The 21,283-nt window shown below is 68.5% G+C and carries 20 protein-coding genes and 1 pseudogene; 8 read left to right on the plus strand and 13 right to left on the minus strand.

Annotated elements, in window-relative coordinates:
- Positions 1 to 10 precede the first annotated feature (10 nt).
- Positions 11 to 1,174 carry an ROK family protein gene (locus tag QAD21_RS22155; RefSeq protein ID WP_068971425.1) on the minus strand — a complete coding sequence of 388 codons (1,164 nt, stop codon included), beginning with the start codon at positions 1,172 to 1,174 and terminating at the stop codon, positions 11 to 13.
- Positions 1,175 to 1,851: 677 nt separating this feature from the next.
- On the opposite strand from QAD21_RS22155, the gene QAD21_RS22160 reads away from it, so the two are divergent.
- Complete coding sequence (locus QAD21_RS22160; protein WP_065630303.1) at positions 1,852 to 2,928, plus strand: sigma-70 family RNA polymerase sigma factor; 1,077 nt, start codon at positions 1,852 to 1,854, stop codon at positions 2,926 to 2,928.
- Positions 2,929 to 2,955: 27 nt separating this feature from the next.
- On the opposite strand, the gene QAD21_RS22165 is transcribed toward QAD21_RS22160, so the two are convergent.
- The gene (locus QAD21_RS22165) at positions 2,956 to 3,372 is read right to left on the minus strand and encodes a glyoxalase (protein ID WP_065630302.1); all 417 of its coding nucleotides are present in this window, start codon (positions 3,370 to 3,372) and stop codon (positions 2,956 to 2,958) included.
- Positions 3,373 to 3,455: 83 nt separating this feature from the next.
- Here QAD21_RS22165 and QAD21_RS22170 point away from each other — a divergent pair, with 83 nt between their 5' ends.
- The gene (locus QAD21_RS22170; protein ID WP_068971415.1) at positions 3,456 to 4,166 is read left to right on the plus strand and encodes a histidine phosphatase family protein; all 711 of its coding nucleotides are present in this window, start codon (positions 3,456 to 3,458) and stop codon (positions 4,164 to 4,166) included.
- A gap of 240 nt (positions 4,167 to 4,406) precedes the next feature.
- Here QAD21_RS22170 and QAD21_RS22175 read toward each other — a convergent pair whose 3' ends face one another.
- The 5 genes from QAD21_RS22175 to QAD21_RS22195 form a co-directional block, all read right to left on the minus strand.
- Positions 4,407 to 5,153 carry an SDR family oxidoreductase gene (locus QAD21_RS22175; RefSeq protein ID WP_280360265.1) on the minus strand — a complete coding sequence of 249 codons (747 nt, stop codon included), beginning with the start codon at positions 5,151 to 5,153 and terminating at the stop codon, positions 4,407 to 4,409.
- Positions 5,154 to 5,213: 60 nt separating this feature from the next.
- Entirely contained in the window at positions 5,214 to 6,230 is a 1,017-nt protein-coding gene (locus tag QAD21_RS22180; protein ID WP_280360266.1) for a phosphotransferase family protein, read from the minus strand.
- Positions 6,227 to 7,459 (minus strand): acyl-CoA dehydrogenase family protein, encoded by a 1,233-nt coding sequence (locus tag QAD21_RS22185; protein ID WP_280360267.1) that lies wholly within the window; start codon positions 7,457 to 7,459, stop codon positions 6,227 to 6,229. Before QAD21_RS22185 ends, QAD21_RS22180 begins: the two co-directional genes overlap by 4 nt.
- Positions 7,460 to 7,592: 133 nt before the next feature.
- Positions 7,593 to 8,240 carry a TetR/AcrR family transcriptional regulator gene (locus tag QAD21_RS22190; protein ID WP_171011686.1) on the minus strand — a complete coding sequence of 216 codons (648 nt, stop codon included), beginning with the start codon at positions 8,238 to 8,240 and terminating at the stop codon, positions 7,593 to 7,595.
- A 28-nt stretch (positions 8,241 to 8,268) separates the two neighbouring features.
- Positions 8,269 to 8,970 (minus strand): TetR/AcrR family transcriptional regulator, encoded by a 702-nt coding sequence (locus tag QAD21_RS22195; RefSeq protein WP_058252281.1) that lies wholly within the window; start codon positions 8,968 to 8,970, stop codon positions 8,269 to 8,271.
- Between the two features lie 86 nt (positions 8,971 to 9,056).
- Between QAD21_RS22195 and QAD21_RS22200 the strand changes: the two genes are divergently transcribed.
- Positions 9,057 to 10,010 carry an oxygenase MpaB family protein gene (locus tag QAD21_RS22200; RefSeq protein WP_165629426.1) on the plus strand — a complete coding sequence of 318 codons (954 nt, stop codon included), beginning with the start codon at positions 9,057 to 9,059 and terminating at the stop codon, positions 10,008 to 10,010.
- A 102-nt stretch (positions 10,011 to 10,112) separates the two neighbouring features.
- Here QAD21_RS22200 and QAD21_RS22205 read toward each other — a convergent pair.
- Both QAD21_RS22205 and QAD21_RS22210 read right to left on the minus strand, forming a co-directional pair.
- A pseudogene (locus tag QAD21_RS22205) lies at positions 10,113 to 11,393 on the minus strand (alpha-hydroxy-acid oxidizing protein).
- Positions 11,394 to 11,451: 58 nt separating this feature from the next.
- The gene (locus QAD21_RS22210; RefSeq protein ID WP_205333657.1) at positions 11,452 to 11,745 is read right to left on the minus strand and encodes a hypothetical protein; all 294 of its coding nucleotides are present in this window, start codon (positions 11,743 to 11,745) and stop codon (positions 11,452 to 11,454) included.
- A 105-nt stretch (positions 11,746 to 11,850) separates the two neighbouring features.
- On the opposite strand from QAD21_RS22210, the gene QAD21_RS22215 reads away from it, so the two are divergent.
- From QAD21_RS22215 to crtI (QAD21_RS22235), 5 genes are read left to right on the plus strand one after another with little or no spacing between them, the layout of a single operon-like run.
- Positions 11,851 to 12,993 carry a polyprenyl synthetase family protein gene (locus QAD21_RS22215; protein ID WP_165629425.1) on the plus strand — a complete coding sequence of 381 codons (1,143 nt, stop codon included), beginning with the start codon at positions 11,851 to 11,853 and terminating at the stop codon, positions 12,991 to 12,993.
- Positions 12,990 to 13,706, plus strand: a complete 717-nt coding sequence (locus QAD21_RS22220) for a monooxygenase (RefSeq protein WP_165629424.1) — start codon at positions 12,990 to 12,992, stop codon at positions 13,704 to 13,706. Before QAD21_RS22215 ends, QAD21_RS22220 begins: the two co-directional genes overlap by 4 nt.
- Positions 13,703 to 14,584, plus strand: coding sequence for a carotenoid biosynthesis protein (locus tag QAD21_RS22225; RefSeq protein WP_165629423.1), 882 nt, complete (start codon positions 13,703 to 13,705; stop codon positions 14,582 to 14,584). Before QAD21_RS22220 ends, QAD21_RS22225 begins: the two co-directional genes overlap by 4 nt.
- The gene (locus tag QAD21_RS22230) at positions 14,571 to 15,704 is read left to right on the plus strand and encodes a glycosyltransferase (protein ID WP_165629422.1); all 1,134 of its coding nucleotides are present in this window, start codon (positions 14,571 to 14,573) and stop codon (positions 15,702 to 15,704) included. Before QAD21_RS22225 ends, QAD21_RS22230 begins: the two co-directional genes overlap by 14 nt.
- Complete coding sequence (crtI, locus tag QAD21_RS22235) at positions 15,701 to 17,197, plus strand: phytoene desaturase family protein (RefSeq protein ID WP_165629421.1); 1,497 nt, start codon at positions 15,701 to 15,703, stop codon at positions 17,195 to 17,197. The genes QAD21_RS22230 and crtI (QAD21_RS22235) overlap by 4 nt, the downstream gene beginning before the upstream one ends.
- A gap of 26 nt (positions 17,198 to 17,223) precedes the next feature.
- Here crtI (QAD21_RS22235) and QAD21_RS22240 read toward each other — a convergent pair whose 3' ends face one another.
- The 4 genes from QAD21_RS22240 to idi form a co-directional block, all read right to left on the minus strand.
- Positions 17,224 to 17,673 carry a nitroreductase/quinone reductase family protein gene (locus QAD21_RS22240; protein WP_165629420.1) on the minus strand — a complete coding sequence of 150 codons (450 nt, stop codon included), beginning with the start codon at positions 17,671 to 17,673 and terminating at the stop codon, positions 17,224 to 17,226.
- A 384-nt stretch (positions 17,674 to 18,057) separates the two neighbouring features.
- Entirely contained in the window at positions 18,058 to 19,662 is a 1,605-nt protein-coding gene (crtI, locus tag QAD21_RS22245) for a phytoene desaturase family protein (protein ID WP_137810709.1), read from the minus strand.
- A complete protein-coding gene (locus QAD21_RS22250; RefSeq protein ID WP_068970297.1) occupies positions 19,659 to 20,597 on the minus strand; it encodes a squalene/phytoene synthase family protein in 939 nt (312 codons plus the stop codon). The genes crtI (QAD21_RS22245) and QAD21_RS22250 overlap by 4 nt, the downstream gene beginning before the upstream one ends.
- Positions 20,598 to 20,641: 44 nt before the next feature.
- Positions 20,642 to 21,211 carry an isopentenyl-diphosphate Delta-isomerase gene (gene idi, locus QAD21_RS22255; protein WP_165629419.1) on the minus strand — a complete coding sequence of 190 codons (570 nt, stop codon included), beginning with the start codon at positions 21,209 to 21,211 and terminating at the stop codon, positions 20,642 to 20,644.
- Positions 21,212 to 21,283 lie beyond the last annotated feature (72 nt).

The following is a 21,283-nucleotide window of genomic DNA, read 5'->3' on the forward strand; positions in this document are numbered from 1 at the left end:
CGCGACCCGCTCAGGCAGTCAACGTGATTGCTTGCAGCGGGTCGCTGTATATCGCGTCGAGAGACACCGCGCCGGCGGCCTGCTGCTGCACGGTCGCTCCCGAATGTGACACGCGCACATCCCGTTTGCTCACGATCGAGGTCTCGCGCACGGCCTTCGCGACCGTCGGCAGGCCGGCCGCGTAATCGGTGAACGCCTGTCCGCCGAGGATGATGTGATCGGGATTGAAGATGTCGGCGATCAGTCCGACCGTACGTCCGAGCACCTCCGCCCGCTCCTCGAGCAGACGACGTGCCGTCACGTCACCGTTGCGGGCCAGCGCATGGACATCCTCGACGTCGGTTACCGAGAGGCCAAGAGCTCGAGCCGCTTCCACGACCCCGGTGTCGCTGACCGCGGGCTCCAGGCGCCCCGTCCGGTTCGGGTCGAGCAAAGTGGTCGATCCGGTCGGGAAGTGACCGATCACCGGCGGTCCCGCGGTCGGCGTGTGCACGGTCCCGCCGACGCTGAACGCGATGCCGAGCATCTCGCGCGCGTAGAAGTACAGGAAGCTCGACTGCTGGTCGTCGGGGTTGAGCACGAGCTCGGCGGCCGCCATGGCCTCGACGTGGGACGCAACCGACACCGGCAGTCCGACGGCCTCGGCGATCGTCCGGCCGACCGGCGCGCCCTCCCAGCCGAGTCGGGGGTGGTCGACGATGCCGCCCTCGGCCACACGGCCACCGAGCGCGACACCGACCCACAGCACCCGCCGGCCCGTCCAGCGCTCGGCGAAACGCCGTGCGCTGACACCGATGGCGGTGAGTGCTTCTTCCGGTGAAACGGCATGCGGGGTAGGGATCTGGATGGCCCCGACGACACGATGCAGCAGGTCATGGGTGGTGATCGCGGTGACCTTGTATCCGATGTGGATACCGAGGGTGAGGAACTCGGAGATGTTGACCTCGAAAGGCAACCGCGGCCGCCCGATGGCGCCCGAGGGCGCAAGGTCGGCCCGTTCGCGGATCAATCCCGCCTTCAACAGCGCACTGACCTGGCGATTGACCGTGGAGATGCTGAGCCCGGTGCGCTCGGCCGCATCGTCGCGGAACAGCGGGCCGGACAACCGGGCGGCCCGGAGGACGAGCGCCGCGGGTTTGGTCGACAACTCCAGGCGCGGCGTTGCGACGTGCACCCGCTGGTCCCCCTTCACTGGTCCGCGTCGGTCGGCGACCGGACCCGGGGTCCGAGTCGGCGGTACGGAAGTCAACGGTACGGGCTGGCGCGTGCCCTGAGGAGCACGACGCACCGCGCGGGTGACCGGCTGACGCCGGACAGGAGAGGCGGGGGCGTTGCGCAGGGTACGGGTGGAGAGTTCGGGCAGTGTGGCGGTCATGATCGTCCTCGTCGAAAGACCCCGCGGATCGCGGGGCGGAAGCCGGAAGCTGGTGCTCTGAGAAGAGACTCGAGAAGCGACGCCCCGGGGAGGAGATTGACTCGGCGGGGTCGGTCAGCGCATTCGACGACAACAACAGAGAACGCGTGCAAGCGGCAGACGACAGCCCAGCGCGGTGGTCACGTAGGTGACCTCCGTGAGCCTGTGGTCGGCACTTGTCATGCGGATCAAGCTAGCAACGCGGCCCCGTACCGGCAAGCCCGTCCGACCCCTGGTCACGGGCACCGACGACCGGTCGCACACGCGTCCACCGGCGAGAATAGGCCCGTGGCGCGACGCGGACACGGGTTGCACTCACCCTGATCCGAACTCGTTCGACGTCCGGTCGCTCGACCTGCGACCCGATGGAGAAGCGGACCGTGGTCGGCTTGGCCACTCGGGTCGAGGCTGTCGGTGCACCCCGGTAGATTGTGAGCATGACCACAACCAGCCCCGCGGCTGAGTCCAGCGCCGCGACCGACGCCGAGTTCCTCGAGGTCAGCGAGCCTTTTCGACGTGAGATCATCGCGCACTGCTACCGCATGACCGGATCCCACCACGATGCGGAAGACCTTGCCCAGGAGACCTTTCTCCGCGCATGGAAGGGCTATGCGAAGTTCGACCACCGGGCGTCCGTGCGCACGTGGTTGCACAAGATCGCGACCAACACGTGTCTGACCGCTCTGCAGAGTTCACAACGACGCCCCCTCCCCTCCGGCCTCGGTGGCGACGCCTTCGACCCGACCGACGACCTGCTGCAGAACCACGAGGTGCCCTGGCTCGAGCCGTATGCCGGCACCACCGACGACATCGCGCCCGGTGACGACGCGGACCCCGCGTACGTGGTCGGCGCGCGCGAGTCGGTACGACTGGCGTTCATCGCGGCACTGCAGCATCTACCCGAACGGCAACGCGCAGTCCTCATCCTGCGCGACGTGCTGCAGTGGCGCGCCGCCGAGGTCGCCGACACCATCGGTGTCACCACCGCCACCGTGAACAGTTTGCTGCAGCGGGCCCGCGAGCAGGTCAAGACCGCACGCCCGCAGCAGGATTCGGTCGGAGTCGATGCCGCGACGACACTCGACGACGCCGCGAAACGGGAGCTGCTGGCCCGCTACGTGTCGGCCTTTGAACGCTACGACGTCGACGCGATGGTGGAGCTCTTCACCGACAAGGCGATCTGGGAGATGCCGCCGTTCACCGGCTGGTACCAGGGCGCAGAGAACATCGGAACCCTCATCCGTCGCAACTGTCCGGCCGAGAAGGCGGGCGATCAGATCATGCTGCCCACCACAGCCAACGGGCAGCCGGCCTACGGGCTGTACATGCGCGAACCGGACGGTGTCCACCGACCGTTCCAGCTCCAGGTACTTGAGATCGACCCGCAGACAGCCAAGGTCAGCCATGTCGTCGCCTTCTTCAGCGACGACATGGAGAGCGATTTCGCACGCTTCGGTCTGCCGGCGACCCCGTACGACGCACCGGAACGCACGACGCCGAGCCCCTGGCACTGAGACCGTCCGGTTCTCGCGCGGCGCCGATCAGTCGTCCGCGGTCTGCGGGATCTGCGAAGGGTCCATCCACACGATCTCCCAGGCATGACCGTCCGGGTCGCAGAAACTGCGGCAGTACATGAAGCCCAGGTCCTCCGCTGCGCGGAGTTCCCGGCCGCCGCAACCGAGTGCCGCTTCGGCGAGCCGGTCGGCGTGTGCGCGGCTGTCCGCGGAAATGGCCAGCAACGACTCGCGGCCCTGCAGTGGGTCGGCGACTGCGGTGGCCGCGTAGCCGGCGAATCGTCGTCGCTGCATGAGCACGACCATCGCCGAGTCGTTGATCTTCATGCACGCGCTCCCGACGTCGCAGAAGATCTCGTCGAAGTGGAAGCCGAGCGATCCGAAGAACCGACGAGACCGCGCGACGTCTACGACGGGCAGGTTGACGAACAGCATCGGCGTCACGGGCGCACTCCAGACATCTCGGGGTTGCTGATACTGACCGGCCCGACGCCTCGAACTCATCGAAGCCGACATAGGGTGCAGGAATGGGTGTGATCTATCTGGTTCGTCATGGTCAGGCGAACGCATTGGCGTACGGCATCGCCGACGCCACCGACGATCTGAGCAACGGACCCGGCGGTCTCACCACGGCCGGGGCCACACAGGCCGCGCTGTCCGGTGGATTCCTGGCCGGGCAGATCGGCACCTTCACCGCAGCCGCCAGTGGCGACCTCCCGCGCCAGCAACAGACGCTGAGCGGCGTGCTGGGGGCTTTCGACACCGATCAACCTCAGCCGCACGTCGACCCGGGGTGGAACGAGTACTCACTGCCCGCACTGGTCGGCGAGGCCACGCCGGAGATGTATCGCGACGGCCGCAGCTACCAGGAACAGCTCGACAAGGGGCTCGCGGCCTGGATAGCGGCCGGCGAGCACGACGCAGCTCCCGGCCTCGACGGCGGCCCCGCCGAGAGCTACCCCCAGTTCAAGGCGCGCGTCTCCGACGCGGCCGCCCGCGCCACCGAGCTCGCCGGGTCGGGTCAGACGGTGCTCGTGGTGTCCTCGGCCGGCACCATCACCCAGTGGATCGCCCAGTTGTGGGGCATCCCCGACGAGACCTGGCCGGCGATGGCCCGCACGATGGTCAACGCGTCGATCAGCAAACTGATCGTCGGCCGCAGCGGCGTCTCGGTGGTGTCGTTCAACGAGCACGGTCACCTCTCCGACCGCGACGGCGGGATCGCGACCTTCCGGTAGCCCTTCGAGGCTCGCTTCGCTCGCACCTCAGTATCCGCGGCCTGGCGGCCGTGGTGGATCACGAAAGAACACTCCGCAGCATCCACATCTCTGCTCCCTGAGGTGCGAGCGAAGCGAGCCACGAAGGGCTTCGCAACGTGTCTCACCAGGCCCTTCGTGGCTCGTCGCTAACGCTCCTCGCAACTCAGGGATCAGGGGTTTGAGGATCTTTCGGATTAGGGAGCAGGGGCAGGTCCGAGCCTAGGCCCGGTGCAGGTTCTCGCCAGGACGGGTGATGACGACATTCGGAAGAACCGCGTACCGCGACAACTGGGTGATCGAGTGGGCGATCACCGCGATGTCGTCGGCCGTGATCATCTCGTCGGCGGGAATGCGGTCTTTGAGCCAGTCGGTCATGTCGGTGTTGACGTAGCCCGGCGCGATCGTCGTCGCGCTGACACCGCTGCGTGACTCCTCGAGATTGAACGTCTCGCACAACGAGATGAGCGCCGCCTTGGTGGCACCGTAGGCGGACAGCTCCGGCTCCGGATAGACGCCGGTGATCGACGCCTCGGCAATGACTTTCGCGGCCCCATGGGCCTCTGCGGTGGCGCGCAGGGCGGGCAGCGCGGACTGAAGGAGGATGTAGGGAGCGCGGGCATTCACTTCATACAGCCGGTCGAATCGCTTCACCGGGAGGTCGGCGATCGCACCCTTCGAGCCCATCCCGGCGTTGACGATCAGCGCGTCGAACCGCCCGAATGCCTCCGCATGAGCCGTACCGAGCGCGCTGATGGCGTCGGCGTCGGTCATGTCGGCGGGGACGACCTCCACCCGCCCGGCGCCACGCTCGAGAAGCTCGGCCGCCTTTTTCTCCAACGCTTCTCGACCACGGGCACTGATGGTGAGGTCCCAGCCGTCGGCGGCGAACCGGTCGGCGATGGCCGCACCGATCCCCCTCGACGCCCCGGTCACCAGCGCAGAACGGTTGTTGCCCGATTCACTCATTGCCTACCCTCTGTGGATGCGCGCACCGCGCGACTGTGTTCTGTTGACGCCGTTGCTCGATCAGCTGATGTGGCGTAGGCCGTCGGCGATGAACGCCGCCGTCGCCTCGGCAGCCTTTTCGGCGCCGTCTCCCGAGGACGCCCCCGAGAGTGCGCGGTAGGTGATCCCCTCGGCGATCACGCCGAGCTTCAGGTTCGCCAACCCCAGGTAGAAGTCCCAGTCACCCAGGTCGACACCCGTTGCGGTCGAATACTTCTGAGCGATCTCGTCGACCGACGCATAACGGTCACTGGTCCAGGCCGCGGAGAAGCCGAGAACCTGGTCGAAGGCGCCGGTGCGGTAGACGCACATCAGCGCGACATCGGTGAGCGGATCTCCGAGGGTCGACATCTCCCAGTCGACGACCGCCGCGATCCGGGCCGGATCGTCGGCGTCGATGATCGTGTTGTCGACCCGGAAGTCACCGTGCACCACCGACTCTCGCGCCTGCTCCGGAACTCGCGCGGCGAGCGCGTCGACGAGACGCTCGACGTCGGGGAGTTCTCGTGTCTTCACGTGCCCCCACTGCCGCGCCCACAGTTTCACCTGGCGGGCGGCGAAACCCGTGGGCCGACCGAACTCGCCGAGCCCGACCTCGCGATAGTCCACCGCGTGCAGGTCGGCCAACGTCTGCACCAAGGCATCGAGATTGCGGGCGACCTCGTCGTCTGAGTAGGCGTCGAGGTCTTCCGCGGTCCGGACGACGCGGCCGTCCACGAACTCCACCACGGTGCACGGCGCACCGATGACCGAGCCGTCGGCGTCGAAAGCGACGGTCCGCGCAACCGGGACCGACGTCGACTGCAGCGCACTCGTGACCGCCCATTCACGGCCCATGTCGTGAGCCGACGGCGTCAGTCCGCCGGTCGGCGGTCGGCGCGCCACCCACGTGGTCACGCCGTCGGTGACCGTGTAGGTGAGATTGGACTTGCCGCCGCTGATGAGGTCGATGGTCATCTCACCTGCGGGCTCGACCCCGTTGTCGATCAGCAACCGGCGCAGGCGATCCTGGTCGAGCGCTGCATCCGTGGCGGTCATCGGGCACCCGCCGATGCCTTCGCCTCGAGCGCCTGCTGGGCCTTCTTCGCACGCCCGACGGCGCGACGGGCGATCGCCCACCGGTGGACCTCGGACGGGCCGTCGTAGATGCGGAACGGCCGGAGTTCCTGCGACAGGCGGGCCAGCGGGAGGTCGGCGGACACACCGAGCCCGCCACACATCTGGATGCTGCGATCGGCGATCCGCGAATACGCTTCGGCAGCAAAGGTCTTCGCGATCGATGTCTCGTCCGACGCGTGGTTGCCCAGATCGAGCTCGTGGCAGGCCTTCAGCAGCAACGCGCGAGTGGCGGCGAGGTCGATCTCGTTGTCGGCGACGAGTTGTTGGATCATGCCCAGATCTCCGAGGCGGCCACCGAATCCCTCACGGCGTGAGACATAGTCGACGGCGACGTCCTGGCAGCGCTTCGCCGAGCCGAGCCAGCGCATCACGTGGGTCATGCGAGCCGGCCCGAGCCGGACCTGCGCGTAGCGATAACCCTCGTTCACCTCGCCGAGGATGTCCTCGTCGGGAACGAAGAGGTCGGTGAAGGTCACCTCGCAGTGACCGCCGATCATCGACCTGTCGATAGTGTTGATGTGGCGCCCGACGGTCAACCCGGGCGCATCGGCGGGCGCGAGGAACATGGTTGCGCCGCCGCGGTCACCGGGCGCGCCCGAGGTCCGCGCCATGATGATGAAGAAGCCCGCACCGTCGGCGCCGGTGATGAAGTGCTTGTCGCCGTTGATCTTCCAGCCGCCGTCCACACGGACGGCCTCCGTGCGCAGCGCGTTGGGATCCGAACCGGCGCCCGGAGCCGGTTCGGTCATCGCGAACGCTGAACGGACATCTCCAGCGGCCAGCGGGGCGAGGTACTTCTGCCGCTGATCCTCGCTCGCGATGTGCGCGAGCATGTGCACGTTGCCCTCGTCCGGCGCACCGATGTGCAGCGCGATCGGACCGAACGTCGAATACCCGGCCGCCTCGAACACCGGCGCGCGGTCACACATGTTGAGACCGAGTCCGCCGTACTCGACCGGGGCATGCGGGCCGAAGACCCCTGCCTCCTTGGCCTTGGCGTTCATCTCGCGACGGATGTCGTCACCACCGGCCGCCGTGATGTCACCGGCCGCCTCGTCCTCGATGGGCAGGACGTAGTCGCGGACGAAGGCCTCGGTCTTCGCGACGACGTCGAGCACGTCGTCGTCGTGCCGCAGGTCTATGGGCATGGCGACTCCTTAACGCATGAGCAGGGTGGGGATCCCCGAACACCGACCGATCGATCGCTCGGCGTTGCATACCTTGCCAGGCGATACCCGCCGGGTCAAGCGGCCCAGCAGACGGCGCCCTGCGCGACGGCCGTCAGGGTGTGCGATACCCGACCAGCGCGCGGGCCATCTGGAGATTGCGCGCGATGAGTTCGTCCGGACCCAGCAGACCGTCGAGCTTGAACCAGGTGGACACCCCGACGCACATGGTGGCCACGGCACGCGCCGCATCTTTCGGATACTCGGTGGTGAACTCACCCGTTTCGACGCCCGCGAAGACGATCACGTCGACCATCCGCTGCTGGCGGTCCCGGTGTCCGATGTAGGTGGGCCGGTAGTTGTCGTCGAGGCTGCGGATCTCGGTGGAACCGACGAACGCCTGCTCGCGGCGATACATGTGGAACCGCAGAAGCGACTCGACAACGGCGTCGAACTGCCGGATCGGCTCGGGACCTGCCTCGACGATCGCGGCCTCCGAGCGTGCCAGGAGGTCGGTCATTGTCCGTTCGAGAAGCCCCTGCAGCAACGACTGCTTCGACGGGTAGTGGTGATAGAGCCCTGGCACCGACAGATTGGCCCGCGCGGCGATCTCCCGGACCGAGGTCCCGTGGTAGCCCTGTTCGGCGAACGCCGCCAGCGCCGCCGCCAACGGGACCGGCAGTTCGGGCTCGCCGTAATCCCGCCAGCCGCCCAGTGGCCGCGTCGCCGGACGGATGTCTGCTTCGCCGGTTCCGCCACTCATGCCATCAAACATATCCCGACATGCGGACCTACTCCGCATCGCCGGTGCGACGCGAGAGACTCTTCTCGAGCATCTCGGCGGGTGAGACGAGCAGCGCGATGCTCAGATCCACCACGTCGGCCTTGCCGAGTTCGACCTCACCCTCGAGCCACGCCGCGAGCAACCGGCTGAGTCCGCCGACCTGGTAGTGCGCAACGCCGACCGCTGCCGCCGGCCCGACGTGGACGTCGAGAATCGCCGACGTGCTCTGCAGGGTGAGGCCGGCGAACAGCGTCGTCGACTCCATCCGCTTGGCCGCGATCACCGGACTCAACAGCGCCTGCGAGAAGAGCAGCCTGCCTTTGCGGCGGTCCGCGTCGATGACGTCGACGATCGCCGACACCGCACCGGCGACCTTCGCACGCATGCTGGCCCCCTCGGAGAAGGCTGCCAGACTGGCTTGCGCGATCTCTTCGATGACCTCGTCGTACATGACGCCGACCAGCTGATCGACGGATTCGAAGCTCTCGTAGAAGTAGCGCGCCGTGAGGCCTGCCTGCCGACACACGCCGCGTACGGTCACCGCGCCCACGTCATCGGCGCCGAGCAGGTCCAACCCTGCATCGATGAGGGCTGATCGACGCCGCGCGACCCGGGTGTCGCCGCCCTCGCCGCCGTAGGCCCGAAGCGTGCCGGCCGCGTCGGAGTCCGCACCGGATCGGCTGTCCGGGGTCGATGGTGCTCGTCCCATGATTCCTATCTTGACACCCCGGTAAGTTACGTGTGTCATAAAACGGGAAACAGACGTTTCCAGAATTCGAGCAGGAGGGGTGTTCGATGGCAACGGAGCCTATCACCAGTGGAAGTTCGGCACTGTCAGCACAACCGGTGACGGATGTGACCGCCGAAGTGCAGGAGTTTCTCACCGCGGAGCGCCCCGACACCGAGTTCCTCCCCTCCTCCGCCCGTATGTCCGGCGCAGAGCTCGACGCGCTCCCCACCAGCGACCTCGATCCGCTCGGCATCGGCGTGATCGCCGGCGCCGCGAACGTGATCATGCAGCTCAGCCTCCCCGCCGTCGGGTACGGCGTGTACGAGAGCCGCGTGGATTCGGGAAACCTGTTCAAGCATCCGATGAAGCGCGGTCGTACCACGCTGAGTTACCTCGCCGTCGCCGGACTCGGTAGCGCCAAGGACAGAAAGGCCTACCGCAAGGCCATCGGCAAGGCCCACGCGCAGGTCCGTTCGACCGCCGACAGCCCGGTGAAGTACAACGCCTTCGATCCGAAGCTGCAGTTGTGGGTCGCCGCGTGTCTGTACCGAGGCACCGAGGACGTCCATCGCATCTTCGGCGGGGTCACCGAGGTGACCGACGAGCGCTACCAGGCCGGCGCCGTTCTGGGCACGACGCTGCAGGTCCCCCGCGAGATGTGGCCCGCCACCCGCGAGGATTTCGAGACCTACTGGAACGACACGGTCGAGACGCTCGAGATCGACGACACCATCCGCGAGTACCTGATGTCGATCGCGCGCGCCGAGTTCCTCGGCCCGGTGATCTCGCGGCTCCTCGGCTGGCATTTCGAGATCATGGCCATCGGCTTCCTGCCGGAGAACTTCCGCCGCAAGATGCGCGTCCAGCTCTCGCCGTGGCAGGAGCTGTACTTCGACAAGCACAACGCGGTCCTGCGCGCGATCATCACGCGGGCCCCGAAGTGGGTGCGCGCATTCCCGTTCAACGTCCTGCTCGCCGACGTCCGCTGGCGCATGCGCACCGGGCGGCCCCTGGTCTGACCCTTCGAGGCTCGTCGCTCCGCTCCTCGCACCTCAGGGAGCAGGAGTTATTGGCTTCTTTCGATTAGGGAGCAGTGGGTCGCTTCTCTCGGATCAGACGGCCTACAGCCGGCGCAGCGCCTCGCGGTCGAGGTCGGCGACGTCGGTGTGCCCGGACAGTCCGAGCGTGAGGTCCAGTTCGGCGATGATGTCGGCGACCGCGTCGCGGGCACCGTCGGCTCCCGCGAGCGCCAGGCCGTACATATGCGGTCGTCCGATGCAGGCGGCGTCGGCCCCGAGGGCGAGCGCCTTGAACACGTCGGAACCGGTGTAGATCCCGGAGTCGACGAGGACCTTGATGCGACCGTCGACGACCGGCGCGATGGCGTCGAGGGCGTCGATCGTGCTGATCGCGCCGTCGACCTGCCGACCGCCGTGGTTGGAGACGATGATGCCGTCCACCCCGGCGTCCACGGCACGACGCGCATCGTCGGGGTGCAGCACGCCCTTCAGCACGATCGGAAGAGCGGTGCGGGCGCGCAGGCCGGCAAGATCGTCCCAGTTCAGCGACGGTCGCGAGTAGATGTCGAGGAAGGTCTGCACCGCGGCACGCGGTTGCGGCGACCGCAGGTTCTGCAGGAACCGGCCCGGGGCGTTGCGGGTGATGGAGAAGAGGGTGGCGATCGCGCCGAGGGAGATCTCCGGACGTTCGTCAGCAGCGCCACGTAGCCGTTCGGCGACGATGTCGACGAACCTGCGGTCGGACGTGTACTGGGCGATGCCCTCACCCTGCGCGAACGGCAGCGAACCCAGGTTCAGGTCCTGCGGCCGCCACCCGAGCATCGTCGTGTCCAGGGTGACGACGACGGCCTCGGCGCGGATGGCCGCCGCGCGCTTTAGGAGACTGTCGACGAGGTCGTCGTCGGTGGACCAGTACAGCTGGAACCAGCGCGGCGCCCCGGCGCTCGTGTCGTCCATCGCGGCCGCGACGTCTTCCATCGAGACGCTCGCCTGATTCGACAAGATGTAGGGGACACCGAGTTCCGCGGCCGCACGGCCGATGAGGGCGTCGGCGTCGGGTGCGGCGAGCGAACCGGCGCCGACCGGCGCGAACAACACCGGCGCCGGGATGCGGCGACCGAACAATTCGACCCCGAGGTTGCGCTGCGAGACATCCCGCAGGATGCGCGGCACGATCGCCCAGCGGTCGAGTGCCGCGCGGTTGGCGGCCATGGTGCGTCCCTCACCGGCGCCACCGCCGATGTACGCCCACGCACGCGCCGACATCGCACGTCTCGCGCGTCGCTCGAGCTCGGCGAAATCCGTTTATACACGCGGCTTTCGCCGGTGCACCCCGGCCGTGTAGATCTCGTTCTGCCGTGCGCGCCCGTAACCTGCGGTCATGGGTGGAGATGGTAACGCCGGCGACCGGTGACCGGCCGTCAACGGCGGATCGTGCCGCTCAGCGTGTGGCGACGGCGGTGGCGCCGGCCGCGGCGACCGTCACGGCCGCGACCGACGGCCACGCGCCGATCTTCTTCGCCAGCGGGTGCGAGCCGCCGAACGCCGCCAGGTAACCGGCCAGCAGACCGCCCGCGACCGCGGGGCCCTTCGTCGACGCCCACCGGCGAGTGCACCAGGCACCGGCCGTGCCGAGCACGACTCCGCCCAGTTCGCGTCGCCCGCTGTAGCGCGCGACCGCGAAACCACCGACGAGACCGACTGCCACCACGGGCACCGTTGCATCCACAGCCATGGGTCTCACGCTACCGGTACCGCGGCCGTCACCCATCCGCTCGCGATCGCGGCTCCGAAGACGGGGTAACCGACCGCTCCCCCCGGACTTTCGAAGGGCTCCGTCATGACACCGACCGCCGAGATGACCGACTCGTCGGCGCCGCCTGCACAGTCGGCATCCCCGGCTCCCGATCTGCACCCGATCAGCGCCTCGACGACGGATCTCGAACTCGTCGAAGAGTTGCTGGCGGCGCACTTTCGCCGCCACGCCACCACCTTGCAGCAGGTCGGCGGGGAATTGACGCCGGCGATCGACGTCCTCTCGGCGCGGATCGGCGGAGGTAAACGCCTGCGCGCGTCGTTCTGCCTCTGGGGCGCCCGAGGCGCCGCCGGGGGCCGGAACGTCGCGGGCATCGTCGAGATGGCGGCCGCCATCGAACTGTTCCATCTCGCCGCCCTCGTGCACGACGACGTGATGGATGACAGCGACGTCCGGCGCGGCCTGCCCACCGTGCATCGGCATTTCGCCGACGATCATCTGCGCGCGCGACGCCGTGGGGACGCCGAGCGCCATGGCACCGCCGTCGCGATCCTCGTCGGCGACATGTGCCTGTCCTGGTCCGACGACCTCGCCGCTGCCGCGGTGGACGACGTGTCCGCGGACATCCGACGCGCGGTCCGCGACACCTGGTCGGTGATGCGCGACGAGGCCTACGCGGGCCAGTACCTGGACATGCTGAGTCAGACCGAGGACACCACCGACGCCGATCGCACGGCTCGCGTGCTGCGCTACAAGAGTGCGCGGTACACGATCGGTCAGCCGCTGCGGCTGGGCGGCACGCTCGCGGGTGCCTCGTCGGCGCTCCTCGAGGCATACGATCGGATCGGCATCACCGCCGGCGAGGCCTTCCAGCTCCGCGACGACATCCTGGGCGTCTTCGGCGACGAGAAGGTCACCGGCAAACCCGCCATCGACGACCTACGGGAAGGCAAGCGCACGATGCTCATCGCGGCGGCCGAGGAATCGGCGGGACGGATGGAGCGCCGCGTGCTCGCCGACGGTCTCGGCAATCCGGACCTCGACGCCGACGGTGCCGCGCGGATGCGTGAGGTCCTGTACTCCACCGGCGCCGTCGAACGAGTGGAACAGCGTATCGCCGACCTGCACGCGGAAGCGCTCGGCATCGTCGACGCCGCTCCGATGGACCCGGCGAGCCGGCACGCACTGACCGCCCTCATCGAACGTTGCGTGTGGCGGCGCGCATGACCGCTCCCGCCGGGCCGACGGTCGAACTCCGCGTCTGGGGTGTCGACCGTGTGCTACCGGCGCTCGGCCGGATGTCGTCGGGTCGACGGGTGCTGCGCCGTACCCCCGGTCTGCGTTTCGCCAAACTGCTGGGCACCGGCACCGCACGCACTTTCACCCTCGAGAGCGCCGACCTGAGACACTGGGCCGCGCTGACGGTATGGCACGACGCCGACGCTGCTTCGGCCGCAAGCGATTCCGTCGTGTTTCGTCGATGGCGGGAGTCCAGCACGGAGGAACTCCGGATCACCATGCGACCACTTCGGTCGAAGGGCCGATGGTCGCGCGTCGACCCGTTCGAGACGGTGCGATCGTCGATAGACCACGACGCGTCCGGACCGGATTGGACGGGCCCGGTCGCCGCGTTGACCCGGGCACGCCTCCGGCCCACGAAGATGGCATCGTTCTGGCGTGCCGTCCCGCCGGTGGCGACGGAACTCGCCGGGGCACAGGGCAATCGATTGGCCCTCGGCGTCGGCGAGCTCCCGCTCGGGGTGCAGGGCACGTTCTCGATCTGGGATTCGGCGCAGGACCTCACCGGCTTCGCCTACCGCTCCCCCGCACATCTGTCGGCGGTTCGGCGGACCGCACCGTCGCGCTGGTATGCCGAGGAATTGTTCGCCCGCTTGGCCGTCACCGAGGTCGTCGGCACGTATGAGGGGAGACCGGCGTGAGTCTCCTGGACGGCTCCACTTCGCACCGATCGGACCAATCGTCGCGATCGCGACGAACCGACGGCACCGCGCCCTGGAACCGCGGCCTGGTCACCCTGGCGTGGATCCTGCTGGCCGCGACGATCGGCGTCCAGATCGCGTTTCCGCTGACCGGTGGCGGCACCCTGCCGCTGACCGTCGCGAGCGTGCTGCTCCTGGCGTCGGCCTCGCTCGTCCACGTCGCCGCAACCCGCGGCGCCGCCGCCGCGGTCGCCCTCGCGGTGGTGGCCGGCGGTGGCGGGCTGATCGCCGAATCCGTCGGTGTGAGCACCGGGTTCCCGTTCGGCACATACGAGTACACCGACGGGCTGGGGCTGAAGGTCCTCGGCGTGCCGGTCCTGGTCCCGCTGGCCTGGATCATGATGTCGTGGCCCGCGCTGGTCGTGACCCGACGACTCGTCCGTGCGGTGGGGATCGCCGGACGGTGGGTTCGGCCCGCCACCGCCGTCGTGGGTGCGTATGCACTCACGGCGTGGGATGTGTTCCTCGATCCGCAAATGGTCGACCAGGGCAACTGGGTGTGGCGGTACCCGACGCCGTCGCTGCCCGGGGTCGCCGACATCCCGCTGACGAATTTCGCGGGCTGGCTGCTGGTCTCGTTTCTCATCGTCGGCGTGCTCGACCTCCTGATCCGCCGCGACGATCCCGACGCGACCGGATCTTCCGGGATGGACGCCGTGCCCATCACCGCATACCTGTGGACCTACTTCTCCTCGGTGATGGCGCACGCGGTGTTCTTCGGCCGTCCGTCCGTCGCCCTCACCGGCGGTCTCCTCATGGGTGTCATCGCCATCCCGCTGCTCGTCGTCGAGATCAGGGGTCGCCGTGCGGGTGTCTGACCTGCTGCGGCCGCTGGTCGCGACGGGAACCGCGCTGTCGCTGGCGTCGCTGGCCCTGACCCTCGACAACGCCCGCCGGGTCCGTCGGCCCGATCTCGCCGACATCCCGGCGCCGGAACCACTGTCGGTTCTCATCCCGATGCGCGACGAGGCGCACAACGCCGAACGCTGCCTACTGGCCGTCCTCGAGGCGGCGGATCGCTGGCCAGGACCGGCCCGAATCCACGTGCTCGACGACGGCTCGGCGGATGGAACCGACGCCGTGCTCGCCCGCCTGGCCTCGATGGACGACCGGGTTCGTGTCCACCCCGGCTCGGCGCCTCCTCCCGGGTGGCTCGGAAAGACCTGGGCCTGCGCCCAACTCGCGGAGAAGGCGTTCCCCGGCGGGGTCCACGTCTTCCTCGACGCGGACGTCGTGGTCGAGCCCCACGCGTTCACCTCATCGTTCGCCTTGCTCCGCAACGCCGGACTCGATCTGGTGAGCCCGTACCCCCGGCAGGTCGCGGTCGGCGCGGGCGAGCGACTGGTGCAACCGCTGCTGCAGTGGTCCTGGCTGAGCACCCTGCCCCTCGGTCTCGCCGAGCGCTCACCGCGCGAATCCCTCACCGCCGCAAACGGTCAGTTCCTGGTCGTCGATGCCGCGATGTATCGTCGTGCCGGCGGTCACGAGGCGGTGCACGACGTGGTCCTCGAGGACATCGCCCTGTTGCGCGCCGTCAAGGCGGCCGGCGGTCGCGGCGTCGTGGCCGAGGGAAGCGACGTCGCCACCTGCCGTATGTACCGCGGCTGGGACGAGGTCCGCGCGGGTTACCGCAAGTCGCTGTGGTCGGCCTTCGGGTCGCCGGGCGGGACGCTGGGCGTCACCGGTCTGCTGTGCCTGATGTACGTACTCCCCGCGGCAGCAGCGCTGTTCGGCTCCCGGACGGGTCTCGTCGGATACCTGGCCGGGGTGGCCTCACGGGTGGTGTCCGCACGCTGCACCGGCGGACGCGGATGGCCGGACGCCTTCGCCCATCCGCTCTCCGTCCTCGTCTTCACCGGTCTCGCAGTCGATTCGACCCTGGCCCGACAGCGCGGCGACCTGCAATGGAAGGGGCGCCCCATCGAGGTCCGTCGATGACACGGGTCCTGGTGATCGGCGCGGGCGTCGGCGGACTCTCCGTCGCGATGCGCCTCGCCGCGACCGGCCACGACGTCACCGTTCTCGAGCAATTCGACGATGTGGGCGGCAAACTCGGTGTCATCGAGCACGACGGGTTCGTGTTCGACACCGGGCCGTCGCTCGTCACGATGCCGCACGTCTTCGAAGAACTCTTCGACACCACCGGATCGTCGATCCACGACCATCTGACCCTCGAACGACTCCCCGTCGCCGCGCACTACCGCTTCCCGGACGGCACCGAACTGGACATGCCGGGAAGGCTCGACGACATCCCCGCCGCCCTCGACGCCGCACTGGGGCATGGGCGAGGCGCCCAGTGGTCATCGTTTCTGGAACGCGCACAACGTGTCTGGGACGTCACACACGAACCCTTCCTGGAATCGCCGATGAGCATCCGCACGATGATCGGCGGAATCGCCACGCCGTCGGATGTGCGGACCGTCGCGCCATGGAGAACGCTGCGCGGACTCGGCGAGGATTACCTCGACGACCCGCGCCTGCGGATGCTGCTGGACCGCTACGCGACCTACACCGGTTCCGACCCGCGCCGCGCGCCGGCGGCGCTCGCGTCCGTGCCGTGGTCCGAGCAGGCGTTCGGATCATGGTATGTACGAGGCGGATTGGGCCGCATCGCCACCGCGATGCACGACCGTCTCATCGAACTCGGCGGGCGAGTCGAGCTCGGTGTCGAGGTCGACCGGATCTCCGTGGACCACACCGGCCGGGCCGATGGCGTGGTGCTGTCCGACGGAAGCCGGCGCCCAGCCGATCTGGTCGTCGCGAACGCCGACGCCCAGCAGGTCTACGACCGTCTCGTACCGCGTCGCGCCGCGCGTCGGCCCGCGGCGCTGCTGCGACGGACGACGCCGTCGCTGTCCGGGTTCGTCCTCCTCCTCGCCCTCGACCATCCGCCCGCTGCGCCGCACCACCAGGTGCTGTTCGCCGAGGACTACGACGAGGAGTTCGACGCGGTCTTCGGATTCCGCGGCTCACCGCGTCCGGTCGCGCGACCGACCGTGTACATCTCGGCTCCCGCCGATCCCGAGATCGTGCCCGCCCCGGGAACCGGGGCGTGGTTCGTGCTGGTGAACGCACCCCGCCACGACCCCGAGCACGGCGTCGACTGGGACGCCAACGGGCTGGCGAACTCCTACGCCGACCGGATCCTCGACGTGATGGCCGACCGTGGGCTCGATGTGACCGGACGGGTCCGTCACCGTCTCATCGTCTCGCCCGCCGACCTCGAACGCCGGACCAGGACGCCAGGTGGCTCGATCTACGGATCGTCGTCGAACGGACCCCGCTCGGCGTTCCTCCGGCCGTCGAACACCTCACCGGTACCGGGCCTCTACCTCGTCGGCGGGTCGTCGCATCCCGGCGGCGGTCTGCCGCTTGTCGTCATGTCGGCGAAGATCGTGGCGGAGCTGATCGGTCCGGCCGTGAGTCACTGACCGATAGGCCTTGCTCATCGGAGCCGTCAGCGCGGATCGATCCGAAACACGGCGCATCGGCCCGCCGCGGCAGCGAAGGCTTCCGGGGTCACGTCGTCGACGACTCCCGCGTCCTTCATCATCTTCGGGCCGTCGGTGCCCGCCAGCTCCGGCCAGGCGCGTAGCACCGGAACGGCCTGATCGGCCGAGAGTTCGACGAGGCGGACGTCGCTCATCGTGCCTCCAACCGACAGCTGGGCACGTCCCTCGGCCGCTCGGACGTTGCGTGCCCAGTCCGCCCCGGGAAAGCCCTCGAGAAGGTAGCGCTCGCCGCTCAGGTCGATCACGGTGAGCGGCGTCCGTCGCGGCTTGCCGGTGCGCCGTCCGGCGACGACGAGAACTGGTAGCTGCTTCATCCCGCCGAGCCGCTGCAGCAGCAGGAACAGCTTGTTCATCGGCTTGAGCCAGCGTGGCGCGGTGTGCTGGGTTTTCGGCATCGTCGGCTCGCTTCTGAGCGTCACTTCGTGCACTGCGGTTTTCCCGTACACCGTACGGTGATCGAGCACCTGCTTCAATCACCATCGCCACGATGCGATCAGCGAGTCGTGGGACCTGGAAGCGTCAGATCAGACCCGGTCGCGATAGCTGTACGCATGTCCACCCAGCGACGCCGTCACGACCGCCACCGGAACACGGGAGGCCTGGAGGTTCCGGCGCTCTTCGGGGGTCAGGTGCTGACGAGACCACGTCCATCGCGGGCCGCGCCACCATGCATTCGTCCGTGAGTTCTCCATTTCACCGGTACCTTTCGCGCCGCTCGCTGTGAGCCCTGTCACGCGACCATACCCGGATGATCTGCGTTCCAAACCTTCCGGCGCAGGTCAGCGTGTCGCGACCGGCATCGGCCCCACCGACCGGTCGCCGCGGAGCTTCTTCCGGATGAGTTCGGCGCTGATGAGGCACATCGGCAGGCCGATGCCGGGACGGGTGCTCGACCCGGCGTAGTAGAGCCCGTCGACCTTGCGTGACCGGTTCGTCGAGCGCAGGAACGCGCTCTGCCGCAGCGTGTGCGCCGGGCCGAGGGCTCCGCCACACCACGAGTTGACCGAGTCGACGAAGTCCGCGGGGCCGATGGTGCGGCGGACGACGACACGATCGGCGAGATCGGGAACACCTGCCCACTGTCCGATCATCGCGATGGCCCGGTCGGTCACCTTCTCGATGTCGGGGTCGCCGCCGCCGTCCACGCCGCCGTGGCCGAGACCCGGGTCGGGCGGGACGGGCACCAGGATGAAGAGGTTCTCCGAGCCGGACGGCGCGACCGACGGGTCGGTGGCCGACGGCTTGCACACATAGAGCGACGCCGGGTCCGGTACGCGCGTGGGACTCTCGAAGATGGCGTCGAAGTTGGTCTTCCAGTCCTCGGTGAAGAACAGGGAGTGATGCGCCAACTCGGGAATCTCACCGCGTACGCCGAGGAGTGCGAGCACCGCCCCCGGGCCGGAGGTGGCGCGGTCCCAGTACCGTTCGGGGAAGGTCTGGAGTTCCCGGGGCAGCAACCGAGTCTCGAGATGGTGCAGATCGGTGGCACCGATCACGATGTCCGCGACCAGTTCTCGCGGTATACCGTCGGCTCCTTCGACGCGGACGCCGGCCACCTCGGCGCGACGACGCGACGGCGTGGACCGTTTCCCCGCGCGTTCCCGCGTGAGGATGGCGGTCGCGGCCGTGCCGGTGGAGATGCGTACGCCCCGTTCCCGCGCAACCCGCTCCAGCGCGTCGACCAGGGTGGTGAAGCCGCCGTTGGGGTACCGCACACCGTCGGCGAGGTCGAGCCAGCTCATCAGGTGATACATCGCAGGGGTGCGCTCGGGCGAGGAACCGAGGAACACCGCCGGATACCCGAGGACCTGGCGGAGCCGGCGGTCGGTGAAGCGGGCCGCGATGTAGGACTGCAGCGAGGTCGTCAGCAGCGTGACAAGCGTTTTCGCGTGCCGCAACACCGGCAGGCCGAGGAAGGCACGTGGCGAGTCGAAGCTGGTGTACAGGAACCGTTCCACGGCAAGGTCATACGCCTGCCTGCCGGTGCGCAGATAGTCGTCGAGTGCGGCTCCCGCGCCGGGCTCGATCTCGTCGAAGAGCGCACGGTTCCGGTCCTGGTCACCGAACACGTCGATCGGCTTCTCGTCGGACCCGTTGTCGTCGAAGAACACTCGGTAACCGGGGTCGAGGCGGACGAGATCGAGCTGCTCGGCGGTCGACGTCCCGAGCATCTCGAAGAAATGGTCGAACACCTCCGGCATCAACCACCACGACGGACCGGTGTCGAAGCGGAACCCGTCGCGATCCCAGGTACCGGCCCGACCACCGAGGTCGTCGTTCTTCTCCACGAGTTCGACGTCGTGCCCGTCGTGGGCGAGGAGGGCGGCGGTGGCCAGGCCGGCGACTCCGCCACCGATGACGACGACGCGTCGGGACTCGCTCATACGTTGCTCTTCCTTCTGTTCAGACCGGCGGCGTCGGCACATGCGGGTCGCGGCATGCCGCGGCGGGCGACGGCGGCCGCCGCGATCTTCGCCTTGCCGGCGTTCGGGACGCGGACGCGGGTACGGCGGGCCTCGGTGGCCGACGACTCGCGAAGGCGGGCGGTCAGCTCGGCGAACAGGTCGTGCGCGGTGCACACCGCGACGCGGCTGCTCGCCGGCAGGTGCGGGATGGCGGCCGCAGCGGCGGTCAGGTCGAGGTCGATGTCGTCCAGCCAGAGCGACCAGGCGGAGTCCGCCGGATCGTCGGGATCGAGGCCGACCAGGTAGCGCCGCCCCAACCCGTCGCTGTCCTCGCCGAAGTCGCGGAGGAAGTTGATCTTCTGGAAGGCCGCGCCCAGCCGTTGGGCGCCGGGTGCGAGCTGGTCGTACCGGGCGGCGGATTTCGGCTCGTCGGCGAGGAACGCCCGCAGGCACATCAGACCGACCACCTCGGCCGAGCCGTAGATGTAGGTGGCCAGCGACTCGAAGTCGTGCTGGACCTGAGTCAGATCGCTGCGCATCGAGTCGAAGAACGGGCCGACCAGATCAAGATCGATGCCGACCCGGCGGGCGGTCTGCGCGAAGGCGTGGACGACGAGGTTGCTGCTCGACCCGGTGACGAGCGCGACGCTGGTCTGCTCCTCGAGCTGGTCGAGTTCATTGCTGCGGTCGACGAGCCCCTGCTCCGGGCGCGGGGCGTCGACGATCTCGTCGGCCACCCGCACGAGCGCGTAGATGTTCTGGACGTCGCGCCGAATCCGCGGCGTGAGCAGACGCGAAGCGAGTCCGAACGAACTCGAGTAGGACCTGATCACCATCGCCGCGCAGGCTTCCGCGACCTCGTCGTATCGCCGGTGAGGTGGGATCACTTGAGTATGACCGGGAATGTGCATCATCCGACCGCTCCTCGACCTGGTGACTGAACGCCAATTGCCTGACGTCATGAATTCGACACCCGAGACATCACCGGATGGGTGTCGTACACAGAACCCGGGTCGTCGGACGGCAGCTGCTGCACCTGCTCGACGAACCACGGACTGACCGCCCACGGGGTGTTCGCGACGAGCGACCACACGTCGGCGACGTCGGCCCAGGCGTGCTCGGCGACCTCATCGGGATCCGGTCGAAGTGTTCCCAGCGGACGTGCGACGAACACCGGGCAGATCTCGTTCTCCACGATGCCGCTCGCGTCGACCGCCCGGTACCGGAAGTCCGGCAGGATGCAGCGGACATCGGCCACCTCGATACCGAGCTCGCGCCGGGCATACCGGTGCACGGCGTCGACGACGTCCTCGCCGGGGCGCGGATGACCGCAGAACGAGTTGGTCCACACCCCGGGCCAGCTGCGCTTGGACAACGCCCGGCGTGTCATGAGGATGCGGCCGTCGACGACGAGATGGCACGAAAAGGCGAAGTGCAGCGGGGTGTCCGGTCCGTGCACCCCCTCGCGGTCGGCGGTGCCGCACGGGCGGCCGTCGGCGTCGGCGAGAACCACCGAGTCGTTCGTCATCGAGATTTCCTCATCGCATCAGGATCGGGCGAGCTGCGCTTCGCACCATTGTTCGTCACCGGTGCGCGGTCC

It is taken from the genome of Gordonia sp. SMJS1 (genome assembly GCF_029866425.1).
In the GTDB taxonomy this organism is placed as follows: Bacteria; Actinomycetota; Actinomycetes; order Mycobacteriales; family Mycobacteriaceae; genus Gordonia; species Gordonia hongkongensis.